The sequence below is a fragment of the Dorea longicatena genome, assembly GCF_025150085.1.
In the GTDB taxonomy this organism is placed as follows: domain Bacteria; phylum Bacillota; class Clostridia; order Lachnospirales; family Lachnospiraceae; genus Dorea_A; species Dorea_A longicatena.
The window spans coordinates 1,977,885-1,998,106 of the sequence record NZ_CP102280.1; the positions used below are offsets into that span (position 1 = coordinate 1,977,885).

The following is a 20,222-nucleotide window of genomic DNA, read 5'->3' on the forward strand; positions in this document are numbered from 1 at the left end:
CACAGTCAATCCGGCAAATCACTAAATAGTAACTTTGCCTGTTGTCTCTTCATTTATTACATAATAAGCTGCAGCTTCTTCTGGTTTCAGATATACATTCAGAGTTTTGATTTCTTCCACACTCTTACCATACTCTTTTGTCCATACTTCATGCACTTTTTTTGTAATCTCTTCTGTACTGATCTCTTTACCCATATACTGAAGATAAAAGCTTGTCTTTGCTTCTTTCTTCACGTCTTCTGCCTCTTTCAATACACCTGCTCTTGTCTCGATTGCCTTAGTTGTGTCTTTTGCAGTTGCGATTGCTGCCGGTCTTGAGTTGTTTCTTCTATTTTTTTTCATATTGATAACCTCCTCAATCTACAAATAGAACATTACCTTCTCTATTATAAAGCATTTGCGAAAAATGTCAAAAGATATCCGTTTTTATTCGTCCCCGCGTCCATATTGGTTAATTGTCAGATCCTTTACCACTTCCCCTGCAAGAATCAGTCCTGCAACCGACGGAACAAATGCAATGCTTCCCGGTATGTCTCTTCTTTCGGTACATTTTCTGTCCGTTCCCGGAGGACATACACAGTGCTGTCTGCAGCTGATACTCATATCTTCCAGCGGACGTACCGGCTTTTCTTCTGAATATACAACTTTCAGTTTCTTTACGCCACGTGCCTTTAATTCTCTTCGCATAACCTTTGCAAGCGGACACATCTTCGTCTTATAGATATCTGCCACCTGAAATGCCGATGCATCCAGTTTATTACCGGCTCCCATACAACTGATAACCGGAATTTCTGCGGCTTTTGCACGCATAATGATCTCAATCTTTGCCGTTACCGTATCTACTGCATCTACCACGTAAGAGTATTCTTCAAACGGGAATTCATGTGCATTCTCAGGAAGATAAAAGCATTTCCTTACTTCTACATCTGCGTCCGGATTAATCTCAAGGATTCTTTCTTTCATCACATCTACTTTATATTTTCCAACCGTCTTCCTTGTTGCAATAATCTGACGGTTAATATTCGTCAGACATACTTTGTCATCATCTACCAATACAAACGAACCGACACCGCTTCTTGCAAGTGCTTCTACAACATATCCACCAACACCGCCGATTCCAAAAACTGCAACCTTTGCATTCGAAAGTCTGTCCATATTATCAGCTCCTAAAAGAAGCTGCGTTCTGGAAAACTGATTTAACATAGCTTTTCCTCCACTCATACTTTATATTTTTTTCTGTCCGTATTCTTGACTTATCATTCACTCTTCGCACCGTTTCACAGCGCAATCCCTATTATAGTAGTAGGATATATAGTAAGTCAACTTATTTCTTATATCTTCTTATATGAATTCTTCTGACGATGGTCTCTTTCGATGCACAGATCTTATCTGCCAGACATACCAGCCAGGCTTCTTTACACATTGGTGGAACGATATTAAGAGGAAACATATGCCGCGAAATGATGTTTTCTTCCCGTCTGGTCAGTTCAAAATCATTTTTTGCATTTTGAAGCGCACGTCCTGCATGGATAAAACCGTGAAATCTGTGTCCCGCATTTTTTTCATGCCAGTCATACAAAAAATAATCATGCAAGAGCGCACCTCTGATCAGCTCTTTTCTATTTACATTTAGGGAAAATCTTTCTGCAAGCTCCACACTTGTGTACGCTACACTGATACAATGCTTATACACGGATATATCACTGTGCTGCATATATCTCTGTGTATATTTCATACGCCCCTGTTCATCCAGTTCTTTCAGTATTTCTTTGATGTCTTCCAGAATCCGGTCCTCATCATTCATACAGTCAGCCCCTTACTCTCCATATAATTATTCTTCGAACGCCTGTCTGATACTGTCATAATGAAGAAAAATTCCTTCATCAGCATATCTCTTAATCTCATTCAAATCCGCAATCGCAAAGCCAGACACTTCTTCTTCCTGTGTCTTTACATCTGATTCATCAAACTCCAGCACAAATTTATAAATATCCACAAAATAATTATTTTTCTCTTCCGGATTCACTCTCTTATAAGAAAATGCATATCCTCCTTCTGCATTCGTTACATCAATTCCCGTCTCTTCTTTAATCTCACGGATCACTGCATCTTTCGAATCTTCTCCGGCGCGTACACCGCCTCCAGGCACTTCCCACCATCCTGCTGCCCATTCTTTATCCATTCTCCTTCGGGTGATCAGATATTTTCCATCCGGTCTCATTAATACTCCAAGAACCGTCAGGTGGAATTCCCCCGGCTTCATATTCCAGTCATTATGTTTCATTGTACGTCCTGTACGTTCCTTGTTCTCATCGTAAATATCCCATAATTCCATCTTTTTATTATTTCTCCTTCTTACGAACACATGGCGATATAAAACAAGTGGAAAACCAGTATTCCCGACTCCCCACTTTTTAATGTCTTAATATTCCTCGTTCACAATCATCTTTTCAAATTCTTTTTTTATAAAATCGCAGGTTGGCTTTGTCCACTGAGTTCCTTCCAGTCCCTTCTCAGACTTGATAAGCTGCAGTGAAAATAACAACGCCTCCAAAATCTCCTTATGTTCCAGATTCTGAAGATTTGCAACAACATATTCCTTTGCCTCTTTCGGCTGTATACCAGCTTTTTTACTCAACATCCTGCTGAACTGTTCGAATGTAATAATCTTCTTTCCATATTCCCAGAAATGATTTTCATACTTTTTATACTTCTGTACATATTCCTGAATGATTTCCAGCGATTCGGAATCCAATGTATAGCCATACTTTCCGGCAATCTTTTCCAGTTCTTTCCACCAGGAAACATCTACAGCCGAATAATCCATGCTAATCCGGAAGCAGCCTCCGGTCTTGTGAATTGCTTTTTGAAATTCATCTTCCCAAGTTGGACATACCAGCATCTTCTCTCCATTTACAATTCCACCTTGTATTATCTTTTCTTTCATCCTCCATGTCCTCCTTACGATAGATTCGTCATATCCTCAGCTCAAATCACTATGAATATTATAACATTATTTTTATCCGATTGCAAAGCCGAAGTATTTACCCAGAGCACGTCACCGACAGCTTCTTTCGAACGCATGCCGATTTATATTATGGTCGATATCTAAAATTTATTTTTATAACGCAAAAAGAGCGGAAAACCTTATAAATTAAGGCTTTTCCGCTCTTTCATAGGAGCAGGGGATGAGAGAATCGAACTCCCGCCAAAGGTTTTGGAGACCCCTATCATACCACTTGACCAATCCCCTATATTCTATTTTGTTGTACATCATCGCTGAGCACTCATTATTTATACCATATTAATCATACATCTGTCAACAAAATTTTTCAATTTTTTTATTTTTTTGCAAAATTTCTGTTTTTTCGTATCTACAGAACCAGTCACTGGCAGCTTCTTTCTTATAAATACATAGCAAAAGAAGACCTCCCGGCTCTCTTTCTTGAGCCGGAAGGTCTTCTTTCCTCTATACATTTGCTTTCGCAACATTTCCAATATTCATTTTTCGAAATACACCAAGTAATACTTTTCCGATTGCCAGAACCAAAATTGCTGCTGCAATCGCCTCTGGAATTCCGGATGCTGTAACAGTTCCCATTACCAGTCCCCATACGGCACTGACTGCCACATCTTTTGCTTCTGCATACTGTTTTGCAAAAAGAATATAGATACTTCCCATTACAGTGATAGTATTAACCATTGCTCCTGCAAATCCCACGATTGGAAGTGCGATGATACTATTTACTTTCAGTTTTGAAAAAAGAATCCAAAGCCATCCTGCTGCCACACCAATTAATATCCTGCATCCTACTGAAATCCAGACTGCTTTTATTGCCCCTGGTATTCCTGTAGTACTCATAAACGGCGAGAACGCAAATGATAAAAGTGTCGGTGCCATCGTGTTACTGATCAGTGAACAGATGCCAAATACACCGCCCAGGATTGCGCCTGCTGCAGGTCCTAACAAAATTGCTCCAAGAATTACCGGAATATGTACAGTTGTTGCCTTAATGATCGGAAGCTGTATCATTCCAAGCGGTGTGTTCGCCAGAACGATTACGATCGCTGCCATAAGTGCAACACTGACCATCCAACTAGTGTCATGTTTCTTTGTCTTCATATTTAATTTTCCTCCTTGTTATCATTCCCGGTGACCGGGATACAATACAATTACGAGTCCGATTATAGCATTTCGGGAACTGCCAAACAAGTATAAAAATCCATACAATCTGCTTATTTTTCACAGTTATTACTATGATTCGTCTTTTCCTGCGGGTTCTATGTATTTTTATTACTATTGCTTGCAAGAATGAAGAAAAAGCGATATAGTGATTATAATTGTATTATTTTATTTGAACATTGAAATGAGGATGAATACTTATGTTAAAAGGAAAACATGTCCTGCTTGGCGTGACCGGAGGTATTGCTTCTTATAAAATTGCAACACTTACAAGTCTTCTGGTAAAAGCAGGCGCTGACGTTCATGTCATCATGACTAAGAACGCCACCAATTTTATCAATCCAATTACTTTTGAGACTCTGACAGGACATAAATGTATCACAGATACATTTGACCGAAATTTTGAATTTAAAGTAGAGCACGTTGCACTTGCCCAACTTGCAGACATTGTCATGATCGCACCGGCAACTGCTAATGTCATGGCAAAGCTTGCGCATGGTCTCGCCGATGATATGCTGACAACTACCGTTCTTGCAAGCCGTGCACCAAAGATCATTGCACCAGCCATGAATACCGCAATGTATGAGAATCCTGTCACACAGGATAATATTGAATTGCTGAAGCATTATGGCATGGAGGTGATCACTCCTGCCAGCGGACACCTGGCATGCGGTGACAGCGGAGCCGGAAAGATGCCGGAACCCGAGACCTTATTCCAGTACATATGCAAAACCATTGCACACGAAAAGGATATGGCCGGTATGAAAGTACTTGTCACAGCCGGACCGACACAGGAAGCCATTGATCCAGTCCGTTATATCACAAACCATTCATCCGGTAAAATGGGTTACAGCATTGCAAAAGCCTGCATGCTCCGCGGCGCTGATGTCACACTGGTAACCGGGCGTACCGCTCTTGATGCACCGCTTTTTGTTAACACCGTTCCTGTCATATCAGCCAAAGATATGTATGAGGAAGTAACTTCCAGAAGCCATGACATGGACATCATAATCAAGGCTGCTGCCGTTGCAGACTACAGGCCTTGTAATGTTGCAGATGAAAAGATCAAAAAGAAAGAGGGAGATGTCATGTCTATTCCATTGGAACGTACTGATGACATCTTAAAGTATCTCGGCGAGCACAAGGAACCCCATCAGTTCTTATGTGGTTTTTCTATGGAAACACAAAATATGCTGGAAAATTCCAAGAAAAAACTTATGAAAAAGAATCTGGATATGATCGTTGCCAACAATCTGAAGGAACAAGGTGCCGGATTTGAAACCGATACAAATATTGTTACGATGATCACGCAAAATGAAGTATTTGAACTGGAACTGATGAGCAAAGAAGAGGTCGCTTTCCATCTGCTCGATAAAATATTAGAACTTAGAAAATAAAAGTGAAAATATAATATAAGAAAGAAATTTCGTGAATTTACAGGAGGATATACGAAATGGATGCTAATTTATCAATGGAACAGATCCGTATGGATGTAAAGAATGTAACTGCTCTGAATCAAGAAGGATATGACATGAACGTCATCTCCCACAAACTTGATCTTTCAAAGGACTATGTACAGACAATTCTTACCTGTGCACAGGGATTTACAGAAGATGACACAATGGCTGTTGCTGTTCTCGTCGAAGCAAGTTTATAATTCCTATATTGACAAAAAATGTTACCGGCATGTCTGGTAACATTTTTTCTGCATTCTTAAAATGCAAGTATTGTATCATATTGCAATATCATATTACAAGAAATTCTCATTCAGTACTTCTATAATTGATACTTGCAACCATTATTAAAAAAGAAAGGTGTTACGACAATTCTCCGTAACAGACAGGTTTTATAAATCATGAAGAAAAAATGGTGGCATGACAAAGTTGCCTATCAAATTTATCCAAAAAGCTTTTTGGATACAAACGGAGACGGAATCGGCGATCTTGGCGGAATCATCTCCAAATTAGATTATTTAAAAGAACTGGGAATTGATATCATCTGGCTCTCTCCAATCTACAAATCCCCTTTTGTAGACCAGGGATACGACATTTCCGATTATTATGCAATTGCAGAAGAATTCGGTACAATGGAACAATTCGAAGAACTGCTTGCAGAAGCAAAGAAAAGAGATATGTACATCATTATGGATCTGGTTATCAACCACTGTTCTGATCAACACGAATGGTTCCAGAAAGCACTGGCAGATCCGGAAGGCGAATATGCCGATTATTTTTATTTCCGCAAGGGAAAGAATGGAAATCCACCAAGCAATTACCGTTCTTACTTCGGCGGAAGCTGCTGGGAGCCGGTTCCGGGAACGGATCTGTACTACCTTCATATGTTCGCCAAAGAGCAGCCGGATCTTAACTGGGAGAATCCGGTAGTCAGAAAGAAGCTTTATGAAATGGTGAACTGGTGGCTTGAAAAGGGTCTCGCCGGATTCCGTATTGACGCGATCATCAATATAAAGAAAGACCTGACTTTTTCAGATCTTGATCCGGACGGACCGGATGGGCTTGCAAACTGCTGGAGGATGGTAGAAAACGTAGATGGTGTCGGCATTTTTCTCGAGGACTTAAAGAAACATACTTTCCAGAAATACGATGCCTTTACTGTCGGTGAAGTATTCAACATGAAAGAAGGCGAACTTGCAGACTTCATCGGTGAAAATGGTCATTTTTCCACAATCTTTGACTTCAGTGCTCACATACTCAGTGAAGGGGAACACGGATGGTACGATGCCCCACCCGTAGACTTTAAAGAATGGCGGAAAGCCATCTCTGACTCCCAGCTCAGAGTGCAAACTTGCGGACTGGAAGCCAATATCATTGAAAATCATGATGAACCAAGAGGTGTATCCCGCTTCTTACCAGATTATGCGCAGAATCCTGCCGGAACCAAAATGCTCGGAACCGTCAGTATCCTTCTCCGCGGCATCCCATTCATCTATCAGGGACAGGAAATCGGTATGCAAAATGCGGTATGGAACAGTGTCGAAGAATATAATGACATCAATACCATTGATCAATATCATACTGCAAGGAATGCCGGTCTTACCGATAAAGAAGCACTTAAGGCTTGCAGCAAACTAAGCCGCGATAATGCCAGAACCCCCGTACAGTGGAATGCTCGGGAAAATGCCGGATTTACCGCAGGAACTCCTTGGCTGAAAGTAAATGACAATTATAAAGAGATCAATATGGCTGATCAGGATCAAGATCCAGACTCTATATTAAATTATTACCGGAGACTGATTGCGCTTCGAAAATCTCCAACATACAAAGAAGTCTTTACTTATGGTAAATTTCTCCCTGCTTATCAGGACACAGAGGATGTCATGGCCTATTACCGGAAAGATGAACATACACGTATACTGGTCGCCGCTAATTTCGGAAAAGAATCTGTCGAACTTCCGTTAGATTATCCGGTGAAACAGGTTCTTCTTTCTAATCAGCACAAGCAGCATAATTATAATACCGAATCCCATCTTTCACTTGAAAGCTGCGAAGTAATCGTATTCGAATTATAAGTTCAAAAACCCCCGACACTTTGATATGCTACCCTCATATAGGACAATGAAATATAAAAGTCCTATATGGGGGTATTTTCATGTTCAGAAAGAGTAAGATAGAACCAGTAGAAAAAGTAAAAATAGTCGAACGCTACCTTGCAGGAGAAATTGGCATACAGCAAGCAGGAAAAGAATTGGGAGTTGATCATCATAGTATTCGAAATTGGATTTCTATTTATCAGTATGATGGACCAACTGGATTACTCAATCAACCGAAAAACAAATCTTATTCAAAAGATTTAAAAATATCTGCTATAAATGATTATCTTAACGGAGAAGGATCTCTTCAGGATATTTGCACAAAATACGGAATTCGTTCACACAGACAGCTTTCCGATTGGATTAAGGTGTATAATTCTGGTGGAATATTAAAAACATCCACTGGAGGTGCTTACATGAAAAAGGCAAAGAACACTACACTTGATGAGAGATTAAAAATAGTAACAGATTGTCTTGCAAATGATAAGAATTATGGTGCAATGGCACTCAAATATGATTGTTCCTATCAACAAGTTCGCAATTGGGTAATACGATACGAAAAGATGGGTCAAGCGGGTCTGGAAGACAGACGTGGACGTCGTATAGCTTCTCTTCCAAGCAGAACACCTGAAGAAGAGCTACGTGACAAGATAGCTGAACTGGAAAGAAGAAATCTAGACTTACAAATGGAGAATGATCTGTTAAAAAAAGTCAGAGAACTGGAAAGGAGGGGTCGCTATCTTTAATCCATCGGTTAGCCGAATATGAAGCCATCCAAAAACTATCGTCTACTAAGCATTATCCCATAGATAGACTTTGTAAATATCTTAATGTTACACGTTCTGCGTATTACCGCTGGGGAAAATATCCGAAAAGTAATAATGAACTTCGAAACGAAAGACTATCCACTGAAATCCAAAGGATTCATCACCAGCATCCAGATATGGGATACCGAAGGATTCGTGATGAATTAGATGGACATAAAGGAATTCATGTGAATGATAAACGAGTACTTCGTATTTGTAGGAAATACGATATAAAATCAAATATTAAATGGAAACCTAAGAGTTGTACCAGAGGAGACAGAAATCCTGATCACATAGCAAAAAACTATTTACACCGTGAATTTCACGCCGAAAAACCGAATGAAAAGTGGCTTACAGATGTTTCTGAATTTAAATACTACAACGGAATAGAAGTTCATAAAGTTTATCTGAGTGCTATTTTAGATTTATATGATAGAAGGATTGTTTCCTTTAAAATCAGCGATCATAATGATAATCCATTAGTTATGGACACGTTTGATGAGGCTGTTCGTCAGGAGCCAGATGCACACCCATTAGTTCATTCTGATCGAGGCTTTCAATATACAAGCGCACAGTTTTATACTAGATTAAAAAAACATCATATGAAGCAGAGTATGTCTAGAGTTGCCCACTGTATTGACAATGGACCAATGGAAGGGTTTTGGGGAATTCTAAAACGAGAAATGTATTATAAACAGCGTTTTAATGACAGAAGCTCTTTGATTACTGCGATAGCTAATTACATAGATTACTACAACAACCAACGACTTCAAAGGAAACTGCATGTAATGACACCAATGAAATATCATGAGCAATATACAAAAGCAGCATAAAATATCGCCAGCCATAGCATGGCTGACGATACAAAAATTTATTATTTTTTATTGTCCTCTTGACGGGGAGCATACCACATTTTATATCTTGTGTCGGGGGCTTCTTTTACTATTCCTCTTCCGGATAAGTAAACTTCCATGACTTTCTGAATTCCGTCATCATATCCATAACATCTTTTGTATACTCAAAATGCATGCATTCTTCATCTCCTGCTATCGCTTTTTCCATATCCGCAAGTTCATAAGCAAGCGCATCGGCATTCTCCCCGGCTCTTACGACTTCTGTATCACCGGTTTCTACGTATGTAATTCTTGCCTCCCATGCTCTTGGATACTCCATAATCTCAATATATCCCTTTTCACAGGAGATCATTCCTTTCTTTGGCTGTTTGGAATGAAGCGACAACATGACCGTTGCCATCTGTCCTTCTGGGTTCATGAGCAGAAGTCCCGCCTGTTCATCTACTCCGGTCGGTGCTGCTTTGACCTGAGACAGTAACTGATCCGGCTTGGAATCCATAAACCAACGAATGAATGAAAGCGCATATACCCCGATGTCCAGCATTGCACCACCGGCAAGATTACGGTTAAAGAAGCGGTTATTCATATCATATTCTTTGAAGCTTCCAAAATTCATCGTGATAAGATTTACTTTTCCCAATACACCGGTCTCCAGAAGTTCTTTTAATTTTTTATAGATTGGCATATGATAAATTGTCATTGCTTCTCCGATGATGACATGTTTCTCTTCTGCCAGTGCTGCCATCTCATTCAATTCGTCACTGTTAAGTGTGATCGACTTTTCTACCAGAATATGTTTGCCATTCTCAATTGCCTGTCTCATGAATTTCTTATGTGTATTATGAGGAGTTGTGATATAGATAACATCTACTTCCGGATCTGTAAACATCTCATTGTAATCTGTATATACTTTACCGATGCCATACTTTTCACCAAATGCAACTGCTTTTTCATAGGTTCTGTTACCGACGGCATATATATTCTTTCCATTCTTCTTTAATGCGACGGCCATCTCATTTGCGATAACTCCTGTACCAAGTACTGCCCAGTTAATATCTTTCATATTTTGATTCCTCCATATATCTGCTTGTTTTTTCCATTACATCTTTCAAGATATCCAGATTGTCTCTGACACTTTTGGTCTCCAGTGAATGATTTGCACCTTCGTATATGTGTATCTTTACATTCTGTTTTTCCGAAAGATCTGCTACTTTCTTTACATCACTCCACGGATCACTGTTTCCGATAAAAGCAACTGCCGCTTCATGTCCAAATGCATAGGTCTCTTTTAATGGTGTATACAAAATATGCCGACATGGTATCCGTTGTGCCTTAGCATATGCTGAAGCAATGATTGTTCCGATGCTTTTCGAAATAAATAAAATCTGTTCGTACTGGTCAAACGCAATTTCTTTCAGACTGTTCTCCGCCTGTATATACAAAGAGTCAAATGCCTGCCGCATCTTCTCTTCATTCCCTCTTAGGTTCTTTCCATCATATGTGTAATTCAATGTTACAATCTTCTCATACCCATATTCCTGCACCAGTTTTCTGGAATAATACAATAATGGTTTATCACAATGATAACCTATTCCCGGAAAAAATACTGCCAGTTTCATTCATTCTTTCCTCCTTATTGTCGTCTGAAAATATCATAACATATATTCTCAAATCTGGTGAATATAAAATAAAGAGAAGGAATAGAATTTCTTCCCTTCTCTTTATTTTTACTCTTTCCAGTATTTATTCACCTTTTACTTTTACTGCAGCTTCCGGATCTTCCGCTCTGATAACTTCCGCCATTTTCTTTAGCATTTCCATATCCGGTATTTCCACATCTTTCAGCACTTCGCCTGAATGAAAGAAAAATATTTCATCTTTGCAGATTTCTTTTACGACTTCTTCCACTGTCATATCTTTTCCGTATCTTTTTTCTATCTCCATCCTCTGTGACTCCGGCGTAGAACACCATTTACAACGAAGTGGACATCCTTTAAGAAAAACTACGGTACGAAGTCCTTCTCTGTCATGAATGGAAGTCTTCTCTATCCGGAGCACTCTTCCTGTCTTTGACACTGTTTTCTCCTATCCGACACTGCAGCCGTATAACGATTCCTGTTCCGTCCGGGCAATGATCTCATCCTGTACATCCTTTCCAAGTTCCGTAAAATATGCCATATACCCTGCCACACGGATGAGGCATGATACCATTTTCACTGTTTAATATCTCCGGTTCAATCTTCATATTCAGGAAGGTTCCCTGCACGAATCTGTCATGCGGCAGATGTGATACAGATTTTAATACTGCACCCGGACCTTCGGTATCTGTTCCTCCATTCGGACTCACTCCATCCGCTAACGGCTTCCATGCATGTCTTCCGGATGGTAACGCTCCTACCTCCAGACCGACTGGTGTGTTACCAGATACCGGTAATATTCCCGGTGTCATCGTTCCAAATTTGCTTCTATAGCTTTCTATTTCATTCGCAATAAACGCAAACATTTCTCCTGCTATCTCATTCGTTGCTTCATTATCATTCCCGAACACCCCACGATCAATTCCTGATCCCAGATCTTTACCGTTTTCTCTCTGCATTGTCTGCGGAACGCCTTTGCTTTTCTGATACAAAGCGGCTCTCCGGCTGTTTCTTTAAAGCTTTCTGTCATAATTTTCGCATTTTCCAGATCCATCTCCGGTCTTGTATTCACTACCCTGTCTTTGATGAGCCGGATACGTTCCATGTATCTTTGTTCACTTTTTTCTTTCTTATCATCTTTCATAGTTTCTCGCTTTTTCTTGTGCAAAACAAAATGGATTATGAAAATCTTAACATTTTCCATATTCTCCAGGTGTAATTCCTTCGTATTTCCGGAAACACTGGATAAAATAGCTGGAATCACTGAATCCGGCCGCATATGCTACTTCTGTCACTGACATCTCCGTCCCCATCAGAAGCTCCTTACTCTTCTCTATTCAGTATTCCATCAGATACTGATTCGGTGTTGTACGTACCATATTCTGAAAGCATCTGCAACATTCACCTACACTGACCGATGCCGCTTCTGCAATATCCTTCAGGTGAATCTCTTCCATTTTTTATCTGTCTTATCTCTTAATCTATTCTATATATTTTGTCTATGCTATGCATTATGCTCCGGCTTTCCAGGCTTATTGTAGCATATCTTTTCTTCTTTCTGTATATACTACTTATATGCTTTCCCACTTGTCTGCTTTATCACAGTATATTTTTTGCATAAAATTTCCACAAGAATTTCATTTTATATGTCGTAAATTGCATATTTTTCCATAATTTCTCATTAATTTGCAAGAGCCCATTGACGAAACGTCAAATTCTGTTAAAATATTATAATATCGAGTGGTATATATGAAGATGGAGGATGGTATAGTGGTAGCATATGAAGAATTATCCAAAGAAGAATTATTGCAACTGAAGAGTGAACTGGAAGCTCAATTCGATGAAGTGAAAGCTAAGAATCTGAAGCTGGACATGTCCAGAGGTAAACCGTCTACAGAACAGCTGAACCTTTCCATGGATATGATGGATGTATTAAAAAGCGACTCTGATCTGGTATGTGAAGAAGGCGTCGACTGCCGTAACTACGGTGTTCTGGATGGTATTGCAGAAGCAAAACAGTTGCTTGCAGATATGATGGAAGTACCGAAAGACAATATCGTTATCTTCGGTAACTCCAGCCTGAACGTTATGTATGATACAATCGCACGCAGTATGACTCATGGTGTTATGGGAAGTACTCCATGGGCAAAGCTTGATAAAATAAAATTCTTATGTCCGGTTCCTGGATATGACAGACATTTTGCAATTACAGAATATTTTGGAATTGAAATGATCAATGTTCCAATGACACCAACCGGCCCGGATATGGATATGGTTGAAGAACTGGTAAGTACAGATCCTGCAATCAAAGGTATCTGGTGTGTTCCTAAATATTCGAATCCGCAAGGTATTACTTATTCGGATGAAACCGTTCATCGTTTTGCAAAACTGAATCCTGCAGCAGAAGATTTCCGTATCTTCTGGGATAATGCCTACGGTATTCATCATTTATATGAAGATAAACAAGACTATCTGATTGAGATCTTAATGGAATGCAAGAAAGAAGGACATCCTGATATGGTTTATAAGTTCTCTTCTACTTCCAAGATCAGTTTCCCTGGTTCCGGTATTGCTGCAATTGCTGCATCTGATGCCAACCTTGCAGATATCAGAAAGCAGATGCGTATTCAGACGATCGGCCACGACAAACTGAACCAGTTAAGACATGCAAGATATTTTGGAAATATTCACGGAATGGTTCAGCATATGAAGAAACATGCAGACATCCTTCGTCCAAAATTCGACATTGTCTTAAAGACACTGGATAAAGAACTCGGCGGACTTGGAATCGGTTCATGGCTGGCTCCGCGTGGCGGATATTTCATCTCTTTTGATTCTATGGATGGATGTGCAAAAGCAATCGTTGCAAAAGCTAAAGAAGCCGGACTTATCATGACTGGTGCAGGTGCAACTTTCCCTTACGGAAAAGATCCAAAAGACAGTAATATCCGTATTGCACCGTCTTATCCAACCGTAGAAGAACTTAAGGTAGCCACCAAAATCTTCGTTTTAAGCGTAAAACTTGTAAGTATTGATAAATTACTGCAAAGCAAATAAAAATAAGCTCAAATCGCCATCTAAGACGCAGCAGGGGCATGATCATTACAGATCATGCCCCATTTTTATATCTCTATATACATTTATTACGTCTTATCTTTATCGAACCGACTGATTACTATTACTCCATATATTTCTTCTTCAGTTCATCAACTTTAGCTCTGTAAGCTTCTTCCTGTTTTTTCTGAGACAGTTCTGCACGGATCTGGTCTTTTACTTCTTCCAGACTTGATTCTCCTGCTTCTTTCTTGTCCTCAACTTTGATCAGGTGATATCCAAACTGTGTCTTTACCGGACCTACAACATGTCCAACCTCTGCAGCAAATGCGGCATCTTCGAACTCTTTTACCATCTGTCCTCTTCCGAATTCTCCAAGGTCTCCCCCGTTTGCTCCCGACGGACATGTAGAAGATTCTTTTGCTACATCCTCAAATACCTTTTCTCCGCTTGTGATTGCATTCAGAAGCTCTGTACATTTCTCTTCATTATCTACTAAGATATGTTTTGCATGTACAGATGCACCCTTCGAATATTTCGATTTATTTGCTTCATAATATTCTTTGATTTCATCATCTGTTACGTTTACTGTTGCAAAAAGCTTTCTCATAGCCATCTGTGCAAGGATATCTTTTCTTGCATTTTCCATAACATTCTTGAATTCTTCTGTCTCGTCAATTTTCTCTTCTTCGCCGTATTTTGCAAATGCGTATACTGCGATCAGCTGTTCTTCACACTGCTTACGAAAATCCGGATGAGCCGCATATGCCTGCTGTTCTCTTGGAAGGCTGTGGATGAATGCCTCTACTTCTGCTTCTGTGATCTGATGTCCACCAACTGTGGCGATTATTTTCTGTTCCATAATGTACTCCTTTTCTATTCAACAATGGTTCAATTGTATCATCTATACTTCCTTTGGTCAAAAGATATTTGGTATTTTATATATTTTTTATTCTTTATACCTTTCATGCATTAAACAAAAAAACAACCAACATACCGTTGATTGCTTCTTATTTTTCATATACCTTCAAAACTGCATACAAGAAATATTTTCTTTCATCCTACCTATCACCTTGCTTGGTCATGCCCTCGACCGATTAGTATCAGTCAGCTCCATACATTACTGTACTTCCACCTCTGACCTATCTACCTCGTCGTCTTCAAGGGGTCTTACTACTTACGTAGGGATATCTCATCTTGAGGGGGGCTTCACGCTTAGATGCCTTCAGCGTTTATCCCGTCCCGGCTTGGCTACTCTGCCATGCACTTGGTATGCAACAGATACACCAGCGGCCAGTCCATCCCGGTCCTCTCGTACTAAGGACAGCTCCTCTCAAATATCCTACGCCCACGCCGGATAGGGACCGAACTGTCTCACGACGTTCTGAACCCAGCTCGCGTACCGCTTTAATGGGCGAACAGCCCAACCCTTGGGACCTACTTCAGCCCCAGGATGCGATGAGCCGACATCGAGGTGCCAAACCACTCCGTCGATGTGAACTCTTGGGAGTGATAAGCCTGTTATCCCCAGGGTAGCTTTTATCCGTTGAGCGATGGCAATCCCACTTTATACCACCGGATCACTAAGTCCTACTTTCGTACCTGCTCCACCCGTCGGTGTCGCAGTCAAGCTCCCTTCTGCCTTTGCACTCTTCGAATGGTTTCCGTCCATTCTGAGGGAACCTTTGAGCGCCTCCGATACCCTTTCGGAGGCGACCGCCCCAGTCAAACTCCCCACCTGACATTGTCCCCCGACCAGTTCATGGTCGCTGGTTAGAAATCCAATACTGCAAGGGTGGTATCCCAACAGCGGCTCCGTGACAACTGGCGTTATCACTTCCTAGCCTCCCACCTATCCTGTACATGCAATACCGAATCCCAGTATCAAGCTGGAGTAAAGCTCCATGGGGTCTTTCCGTCCTGGCGCAGGTAACCAGCATCTTCACTGGTATTTCAATTTCACCGGGTGCATTGTTGAGACAGTGCCCAAATCATTACGCCTTTCGTGCGGGTCGGAACTTACCCGACAAGGAATTTCGCTACCTTAGGACCGTTATAGTTACGGCCGCCGTTTACTGGGGCTTAAATTCAAAGCTTCGCGTTACCGCTAACCTCTCCTCTTAACCTTCCAGCACCGGGCAGGCGTCAGCCCATATACTTCACCTTACGGTTTTGCATAGACCTGTGTTTTTGCTAAACAGTTGCTTGGGCCAATTCTCTGCGGCCAGCTCTCGCTGGCACTCCTTCTCCCGAAGTTACGGAGTCATTTTGCCGAGTTCCTTAACAATGCTTCTCCCGTCGGCCTTAGGATTCTCTCCTCATCCACCTGTGTCGGTTTACGGTACGGGCTTAAGTAAAACAATAGCGGCTTTTCTTGACGCATGGCTCACACACTTCCCTACTCTTAATTCGGTCCGCATCACGTCTTCGGATTGTACAGCGGATTTGCCTACTGTACTCCTACCCCGCTTGCACCGGCTTTTCCATTTCCGGCTTGTGCTCTCCACACGTGTCCCCACAGTTCTGTTTACTTAAGGTACAGGAATTTCAACCTGTTGTCCATCGGTTACGTCTTTCGACCTGGCCTTAGGCCCCGACTTACCCAGAGCAGATCAGCTTTACTCTGGAAACCTTAGATATTCGGCCGGAAGGATTCTCACCTTCCTCTCGCTACTCATTCCGGCATTCTCTCTTCTATACAGTCCACAGCTCCTTATCGGTACTGCTTCGTCCCGTATACAATGCTCCTCTACCAATGTACTAGGTACATTCCTGAGCTTCGGCAGTGTGTTTCAGCCCCGGACATTTTCGGCGCAGGACCTCTCGACTAGTGAGCTATTACGCACTCTTTGAATGTATGGCTGCTTCTAAGCCAACATCCTAGTTGTCTTTGAAATCCCACATCCTTTTCCACTTAACACACATTTTGGGGCCTTAGCTGCAGGTCTGGGCTCTTTCCCTTTTGACTGTCCAACTTATCTCGTACAGTCTGACTCCCATACAACATCTACACGGCATTCGGAGTTTGATATTCTTCGGTAAGCTTTGACGCCCCCTAGGAAATTCAGTGCTCTACCTCCGCAAGACTTATATGAGGCTAGCCCTAAAGCTATTTCGAGGAGAACCAGCTATCTCCGGGTTCGATTGGAATTTCTCCCCTATCCACACCTCATCCCCACCCTTTTCAACGGATGTGGGTTCGGTCCTCCATTGCCTTTTACGGCAACTTCAACCTGGACATGGATAGATCACCCGGTTTCGGGTCTGCTCCGACTGACTCATTCGCCCTATTAAGACTTGGTTTCCCTTCGGCTCCACACCTTTGGTGCTTAACCTCGCCAGCCAGCGCAACTCGCCGGACCGTTCTACAAAAAGTACGCGGTTCCACATATAAAGTGGTTCCACAGCTTGTAAACATATGGTTTCAGGTTCTGTTTCACTCCCCTCCCGGGGTCCTTTTCACCGTTCCTTCACAGTACTATGCGCTATCGGTCACTAAGGAGTATTTAGCCTTACGGGGTGGTCCCCGCATGTTCAGTCAAGGTTCCACGTGTCTCGACCTACTCTGGATACCGCCATGTCAACTCATCTTTCGCTTACGGGGCTTTCACCCTCTCTGGCCGGCTTTCCCAAAACCGTTCTGCTAAATTTGTTGAATCAATTATGCGGTCCGAACCCCGGGATGCACGCACCCCGGTTTGGGCTCTTCCGTTTTCGCTCGCCGCTACTCACAGAATCACATGTTGTTTTCTCTTCCTCCGGCTACTTAGATGTTTCAGTTCACCGGGTTCCCCTCCTAACGTTATGTATTGGCGTTAGGATACTTGAGGTTTGCTCAAGTGGGTTTCCCCATTCAGAGATCTCCGGATCAAAGGATATTTGCTCCTCCCCGAAGCTTTTCGCAGCTTATCACGTCTTTCATCGGCTCTTAGTGCCAAGGCATCCACCATACGCTCTTTCTAGCATGACCAACTTGCTTTCATTCACGGGAATGAATGATCGCTACACCGATATAGCGTTATCGGCGTTGGCTTAAGGTCAATTTTATTTAAGTCTGTTTTCTTCAGACAGTAATTATTACTCTGTTTATAACAATTACCTCGGATGTCTTGATTAAGATATTTAAAAATCTTATCATTTCTATTTCTTATATGCAATTTTCAAGGTACATGGTGATGTATCACTCTTTCAAGCTTTACATCTATTCATTTTGACTGAAGTTTATCAGCCATCAGAACCTTAAACAATGTTTAAAACTCTGATCACTGGTAAAAACCAGTTTTATCTTATGTACTATTTCTCTTTTTTAGATTTGGCGGCCACCTACTCTCCCGCACCGTCTCCAGTGAAGTACCATCGGCCGCTTAGGTCTTAACCATCGTGTTCGGTATGGGAACGGGTGTTTCCCCTAAGCGCATCGCCACCAAAAATCATTATTAAGCTTTTGACAGCCTTAATAACTAAACAATAGATAACAACCCTTACTTTTATTCCTTAGAAAGGAGGTGATCCAGCCGCACCTTCCGATACGGCTACCTTGTTACGACTTCACCCCAGTTATCGGTCCCACCTTCGGCAGCTCCCTCCTTACGGTTGGGTCACTGACTTCGGGCGTTACTGACTCCCATGGTGTGACGGGCGGTGTGTACAAGACCCGGGAACGTATTCACCGCAGCATTCTGATCTGCGATTACTAGCGATTCCAGCTTCATGTAGTCGAGTTGCAGACTACAATCCGAACTGAGACGTTATTTTTGAGATTTGCTTACCCTCGCGAGTTCGCTTCTCTTTGTTTACGCCATTGTAGCACGTGTGTAGCCCTGGTCATAAGGGGCATGATGATTTGACGTCATCCCCACCTTCCTCCAGGTTATCCCTGGCAGTCTCTCCAGAGTGCCCAGCTTAACCTGCTGGCTACTGAAGATAGGGGTTGCGCTCGTTGCGGGACTTAACCCAACATCTCACGACACGAGCTGACGACAACCATGCACCACCTGTCACCGATGTTCCGAAGAAAAACTTCCATTACGAAGCGGTCATCGGGATGTCAAGATCAGGTAAGGTTCTTCGCGTTGCTTCGAATTAAACCACATGCTCCACCGCTTGTGCGGGTCCCCGTCAATTCCTTTGAGTTTCATTCTTGCGAACGTACTCCCCAGGTGGACTGCTTATTGCGTTAGCTGCGGCACCGAATGGCTTTGCCACCCGACACCTAGCAGTCATCGTTTACGGCGTGGACTACCAGGGTATCTAATCCTGTTTGCTCCCCACGCTTTCGAGCCTCAACGTCAGTCATCGTCCAGCAAGCCGCCTTCGCCACTGGTGTTCCTCCTAATATCTACGCATTTCACCGCTACACTAGGAATTCCACTTGCCTCTCCGACACTCTAGCTCAGCAGTTCCAAATGCAGTCCCGGGGTTGAGCCCCGGGCTTTCACATCTGGCTTGCCGTGCCGTCTACGCTCCCTTTACACCCAGTAAATCCGGATAACGCTTGCCCCCTACGTATTACCGCGGCTGCTGGCACGTAGTTAGCCGGGGCTTCTTAGTCAGGTACCGTCATTTTCTTCCCTGCTGATAGAAGTTTACATACCGAAATACTTCATCCTTCACGCGGCGTCGCTGCATCAGAGTTTCCTCCATTGTGCAATATTCCCCACTGCTGCCTCCCGTAGGAGTCTGGGCCGTGTCTCAGTCCCAATGTGGCCGGTCACCCTCTCAGGTCGGCTACTGATCGTCGGCTTGGTAGGCCGTTACCCCACCAACTACCTAATCAGACGCGGGTCCATCTCATACCACCGGAGTTTTTACCACTGTACCATGCGGTACCGTGGTCTTATGCGGTATTAGCAGTCATTTCTAACTGTTATCCCCCTGTATGAGGCAGGTTACCCACGCGTTACTCACCCGTCCGCCGCTCAGTCACAAAGGAAATCATCCGAAGAATCTTTCCAAAGCGCTTCGCTCGACTTGCATGTGTTAAGCACGCCGCCAGCGTTCATCCTGAGCCAGGATCAAACTCTCGTTAAAAATCTTTAATTCCGATTTGACTCGGACTTAAAATCAAGTTCGTTCCAGTTCAAGAAAACTACTAGCTTTCTTATCCCCTTTACTGTTTTAAGGTTCGACATTAAATGT

20 protein-coding genes, 1 tRNA gene and 3 rRNA genes are annotated in these 20,222 nt (G+C 42.2%); 6 read left to right on the forward strand and 18 right to left on the reverse strand.

What is annotated here, in order from left to right; all coding sequences use genetic code 11:
- Positions 1 to 21: 21 nt before the first annotated feature.
- The 7 genes from NQ508_RS09425 to NQ508_RS09455 form a co-directional block, all read right to left on the reverse strand.
- Complete coding sequence (locus tag NQ508_RS09425) at positions 22 to 342, reverse strand: DUF6465 family protein (protein ID WP_022415329.1); 321 nt, start codon at positions 340 to 342, stop codon at positions 22 to 24.
- A gap of 84 nt (positions 343 to 426) precedes the next feature.
- Complete coding sequence (locus tag NQ508_RS09430) at positions 427 to 1,203, reverse strand: tRNA threonylcarbamoyladenosine dehydratase (protein WP_044920788.1); 777 nt, start codon at positions 1,201 to 1,203, stop codon at positions 427 to 429.
- Between the two features lie 121 nt (positions 1,204 to 1,324).
- Positions 1,325 to 1,804 (reverse strand): HD domain-containing protein, encoded by a 480-nt coding sequence (locus NQ508_RS09435; RefSeq protein ID WP_006428992.1) that lies wholly within the window; start codon positions 1,802 to 1,804, stop codon positions 1,325 to 1,327.
- A 27-nt stretch (positions 1,805 to 1,831) separates the two neighbouring features.
- Positions 1,832 to 2,335 carry an NUDIX hydrolase gene (locus NQ508_RS09440; protein WP_006428993.1) on the reverse strand — a complete coding sequence of 168 codons (504 nt, stop codon included), beginning with the start codon at positions 2,333 to 2,335 and terminating at the stop codon, positions 1,832 to 1,834.
- Positions 2,336 to 2,422: 87 nt separating this feature from the next.
- A complete protein-coding gene (locus NQ508_RS09445) occupies positions 2,423 to 2,947 on the reverse strand; it encodes a hypothetical protein (RefSeq protein WP_006428994.1) in 525 nt (174 codons plus the stop codon).
- A 235-nt stretch (positions 2,948 to 3,182) separates the two neighbouring features.
- A tRNA-Trp gene (locus NQ508_RS09450) sits at positions 3,183 to 3,253 on the reverse strand.
- 216 nt (positions 3,254 to 3,469) lie between these two features.
- The gene (locus tag NQ508_RS09455; protein WP_006428996.1) at positions 3,470 to 4,123 is read right to left on the reverse strand and encodes an ECF transporter S component; all 654 of its coding nucleotides are present in this window, start codon (positions 4,121 to 4,123) and stop codon (positions 3,470 to 3,472) included.
- Between the two features lie 260 nt (positions 4,124 to 4,383).
- Between NQ508_RS09455 and coaBC the strand changes: the two genes are divergently transcribed.
- From coaBC to NQ508_RS09480, 5 genes are all read left to right on the forward strand, one after another.
- Entirely contained in the window at positions 4,384 to 5,580 is a 1,197-nt protein-coding gene (gene coaBC / locus NQ508_RS09460) for a bifunctional phosphopantothenoylcysteine decarboxylase/phosphopantothenate--cysteine ligase CoaBC (protein WP_006428997.1), read from the forward strand.
- 56 nt (positions 5,581 to 5,636) lie between these two features.
- On the forward strand, positions 5,637 to 5,840 hold the full coding sequence (locus tag NQ508_RS09465; protein WP_006428998.1) for a hypothetical protein: 204 nt from the start codon (positions 5,637 to 5,639) through the stop codon (positions 5,838 to 5,840).
- Positions 5,841 to 6,038: 198 nt separating this feature from the next.
- Positions 6,039 to 7,712, forward strand: a complete 1,674-nt coding sequence (locus NQ508_RS09470) for an alpha-glucosidase (RefSeq protein ID WP_006428999.1) — start codon at positions 6,039 to 6,041, stop codon at positions 7,710 to 7,712.
- A gap of 80 nt (positions 7,713 to 7,792) precedes the next feature.
- Positions 7,793 to 8,479 (forward strand): helix-turn-helix domain-containing protein, encoded by a 687-nt coding sequence (locus tag NQ508_RS09475; RefSeq protein WP_006426148.1) that lies wholly within the window; start codon positions 7,793 to 7,795, stop codon positions 8,477 to 8,479.
- Positions 8,479 to 9,372, forward strand: a complete 894-nt coding sequence (locus NQ508_RS09480) for an IS3 family transposase (protein ID WP_226851847.1) — start codon at positions 8,479 to 8,481, stop codon at positions 9,370 to 9,372. The genes NQ508_RS09475 and NQ508_RS09480 overlap by 1 nt, the downstream gene beginning before the upstream one ends.
- A gap of 109 nt (positions 9,373 to 9,481) precedes the next feature.
- Here the strand turns inward: NQ508_RS09480 and NQ508_RS09485 are convergent, their stop codons facing one another.
- From NQ508_RS09485 to NQ508_RS14440, 7 genes are all read right to left on the reverse strand, one after another.
- Positions 9,482 to 10,456, reverse strand: a complete 975-nt coding sequence (locus NQ508_RS09485) for a Gfo/Idh/MocA family protein (protein WP_006429000.1) — start codon at positions 10,454 to 10,456, stop codon at positions 9,482 to 9,484.
- Positions 10,443 to 11,012, reverse strand: a complete 570-nt coding sequence (locus NQ508_RS09490) for an alpha/beta family hydrolase (protein ID WP_006429001.1) — start codon at positions 11,010 to 11,012, stop codon at positions 10,443 to 10,445. The genes NQ508_RS09485 and NQ508_RS09490 overlap by 14 nt, the downstream gene beginning before the upstream one ends.
- A 124-nt stretch (positions 11,013 to 11,136) precedes the next feature.
- Complete coding sequence (locus tag NQ508_RS09495) at positions 11,137 to 11,469, reverse strand: 4Fe-4S cluster-binding domain-containing protein (protein ID WP_044920791.1); 333 nt, start codon at positions 11,467 to 11,469, stop codon at positions 11,137 to 11,139.
- A 61-nt stretch (positions 11,470 to 11,530) separates the two neighbouring features.
- Positions 11,531 to 11,989: a glycine radical domain-containing protein gene (locus NQ508_RS09500; protein ID WP_242654823.1), complete on the reverse strand. Its 459-nt coding sequence runs from the start codon at positions 11,987 to 11,989 to the stop codon at positions 11,531 to 11,533.
- Positions 11,905 to 12,174: a pyruvate formate lyase family protein gene (locus NQ508_RS09505; RefSeq protein WP_022415321.1), complete on the reverse strand. Its 270-nt coding sequence runs from the start codon at positions 12,172 to 12,174 to the stop codon at positions 11,905 to 11,907. Before NQ508_RS09505 ends, NQ508_RS09500 begins: the two co-directional genes overlap by 85 nt.
- Positions 12,175 to 12,220: 46 nt before the next feature.
- On the reverse strand, positions 12,221 to 12,367 hold the full coding sequence (locus tag NQ508_RS09510; RefSeq protein ID WP_259829111.1) for a helix-turn-helix transcriptional regulator: 147 nt from the start codon (positions 12,365 to 12,367) through the stop codon (positions 12,221 to 12,223).
- A complete protein-coding gene (locus tag NQ508_RS14440; protein ID WP_006429008.1) occupies positions 12,368 to 12,487 on the reverse strand; it encodes a helix-turn-helix transcriptional regulator in 120 nt (39 codons plus the stop codon). It abuts the gene before it with no gap.
- Positions 12,488 to 12,800: 313 nt separating this feature from the next.
- Between NQ508_RS14440 and NQ508_RS09515 the strand changes: the two genes are divergently transcribed.
- Positions 12,801 to 14,087: an aspartate aminotransferase type Ic gene (locus NQ508_RS09515; protein WP_044920798.1), complete on the forward strand. Its 1,287-nt coding sequence runs from the start codon at positions 12,801 to 12,803 to the stop codon at positions 14,085 to 14,087.
- 121 nt (positions 14,088 to 14,208) lie between these two features.
- Here the strand turns inward: NQ508_RS09515 and NQ508_RS09520 are convergent, their stop codons facing one another.
- The 4 genes from NQ508_RS09520 to NQ508_RS09535 form a co-directional block, all read right to left on the reverse strand.
- Positions 14,209 to 14,946: a peptidylprolyl isomerase gene (locus NQ508_RS09520; RefSeq protein WP_006429012.1), complete on the reverse strand. Its 738-nt coding sequence runs from the start codon at positions 14,944 to 14,946 to the stop codon at positions 14,209 to 14,211.
- A 215-nt stretch (positions 14,947 to 15,161) separates the two neighbouring features.
- Positions 15,162 to 18,054: ribosomal RNA gene (locus NQ508_RS09525) — 23S ribosomal RNA — on the reverse strand.
- A gap of 340 nt (positions 18,055 to 18,394) precedes the next feature.
- Positions 18,395 to 18,512: ribosomal RNA gene (rrf, locus tag NQ508_RS09530) — 5S ribosomal RNA — on the reverse strand.
- Between the two features lie 70 nt (positions 18,513 to 18,582).
- Positions 18,583 to 20,114 (reverse strand): 16S ribosomal RNA (locus NQ508_RS09535).
- Together the 16S, 23S and 5S rRNA genes form the textbook arrangement of a ribosomal RNA operon.
- Between the last annotated feature and the right edge of the window lie 108 nt (positions 20,115 to 20,222).

Excerpts from the sequence above, each read along its gene's own strand:
- NQ508_RS09425 (WP_022415329.1), bottom strand. The coding sequence starts at position 342 with ATGAAAAAAAATAGAAGAAACAACTCAAGACCGGCAGCAATCGCAACT.
- NQ508_RS09430 (WP_044920788.1), bottom strand. The coding sequence starts at position 1,203 with ATGTTAAATCAGTTTTCCAGAACGCAGCTTCTTTTAGGAGCTGATAAT.
- NQ508_RS09435 (WP_006428992.1), bottom strand. The coding sequence starts at position 1,804 with ATGAATGATGAGGACCGGATTCTGGAAGACATCAAAGAAATACTGAAA.
- NQ508_RS09440 (WP_006428993.1), bottom strand. The coding sequence starts at position 2,335 with ATGGAATTATGGGATATTTACGATGAGAACAAGGAACGTACAGGACGT.
- NQ508_RS09445 (WP_006428994.1), bottom strand. The coding sequence starts at position 2,947 with ATGAAAGAAAAGATAATACAAGGTGGAATTGTAAATGGAGAGAAGATG.
- NQ508_RS09455 (WP_006428996.1), bottom strand. The coding sequence starts at position 4,123 with ATGAAGACAAAGAAACATGACACTAGTTGGATGGTCAGTGTTGCACTT.
- coaBC (WP_006428997.1), top strand. The coding sequence starts at position 4,384 with ATGTTAAAAGGAAAACATGTCCTGCTTGGCGTGACCGGAGGTATTGCT.
- NQ508_RS09465 (WP_006428998.1), top strand. The coding sequence starts at position 5,637 with ATGGATGCTAATTTATCAATGGAACAGATCCGTATGGATGTAAAGAAT.
- NQ508_RS09470 (WP_006428999.1), top strand. The coding sequence starts at position 6,039 with ATGAAGAAAAAATGGTGGCATGACAAAGTTGCCTATCAAATTTATCCA.
- NQ508_RS09475 (WP_006426148.1), top strand. The coding sequence starts at position 7,793 with ATGTTCAGAAAGAGTAAGATAGAACCAGTAGAAAAAGTAAAAATAGTC.
- NQ508_RS09485 (WP_006429000.1), bottom strand. The coding sequence starts at position 10,456 with ATGAAAGATATTAACTGGGCAGTACTTGGTACAGGAGTTATCGCAAAT.
- NQ508_RS09490 (WP_006429001.1), bottom strand. The coding sequence starts at position 11,012 with ATGAAACTGGCAGTATTTTTTCCGGGAATAGGTTATCATTGTGATAAA.
- NQ508_RS09500 (WP_242654823.1), bottom strand. The coding sequence starts at position 11,989 with ATGCAGAGAGAAAACGGTAAAGATCTGGGATCAGGAATTGATCGTGGG.
- NQ508_RS09505 (WP_022415321.1), bottom strand. The coding sequence starts at position 12,174 with ATGAAAGATGATAAGAAAGAAAAAAGTGAACAAAGATACATGGAACGT.
- NQ508_RS14440 (WP_006429008.1), bottom strand. The coding sequence starts at position 12,487 with ATGGAAGAGATTCACCTGAAGGATATTGCAGAAGCGGCATCGGTCAGT.
- NQ508_RS09520 (WP_006429012.1), bottom strand. The coding sequence starts at position 14,946 with ATGGAACAGAAAATAATCGCCACAGTTGGTGGACATCAGATCACAGAA.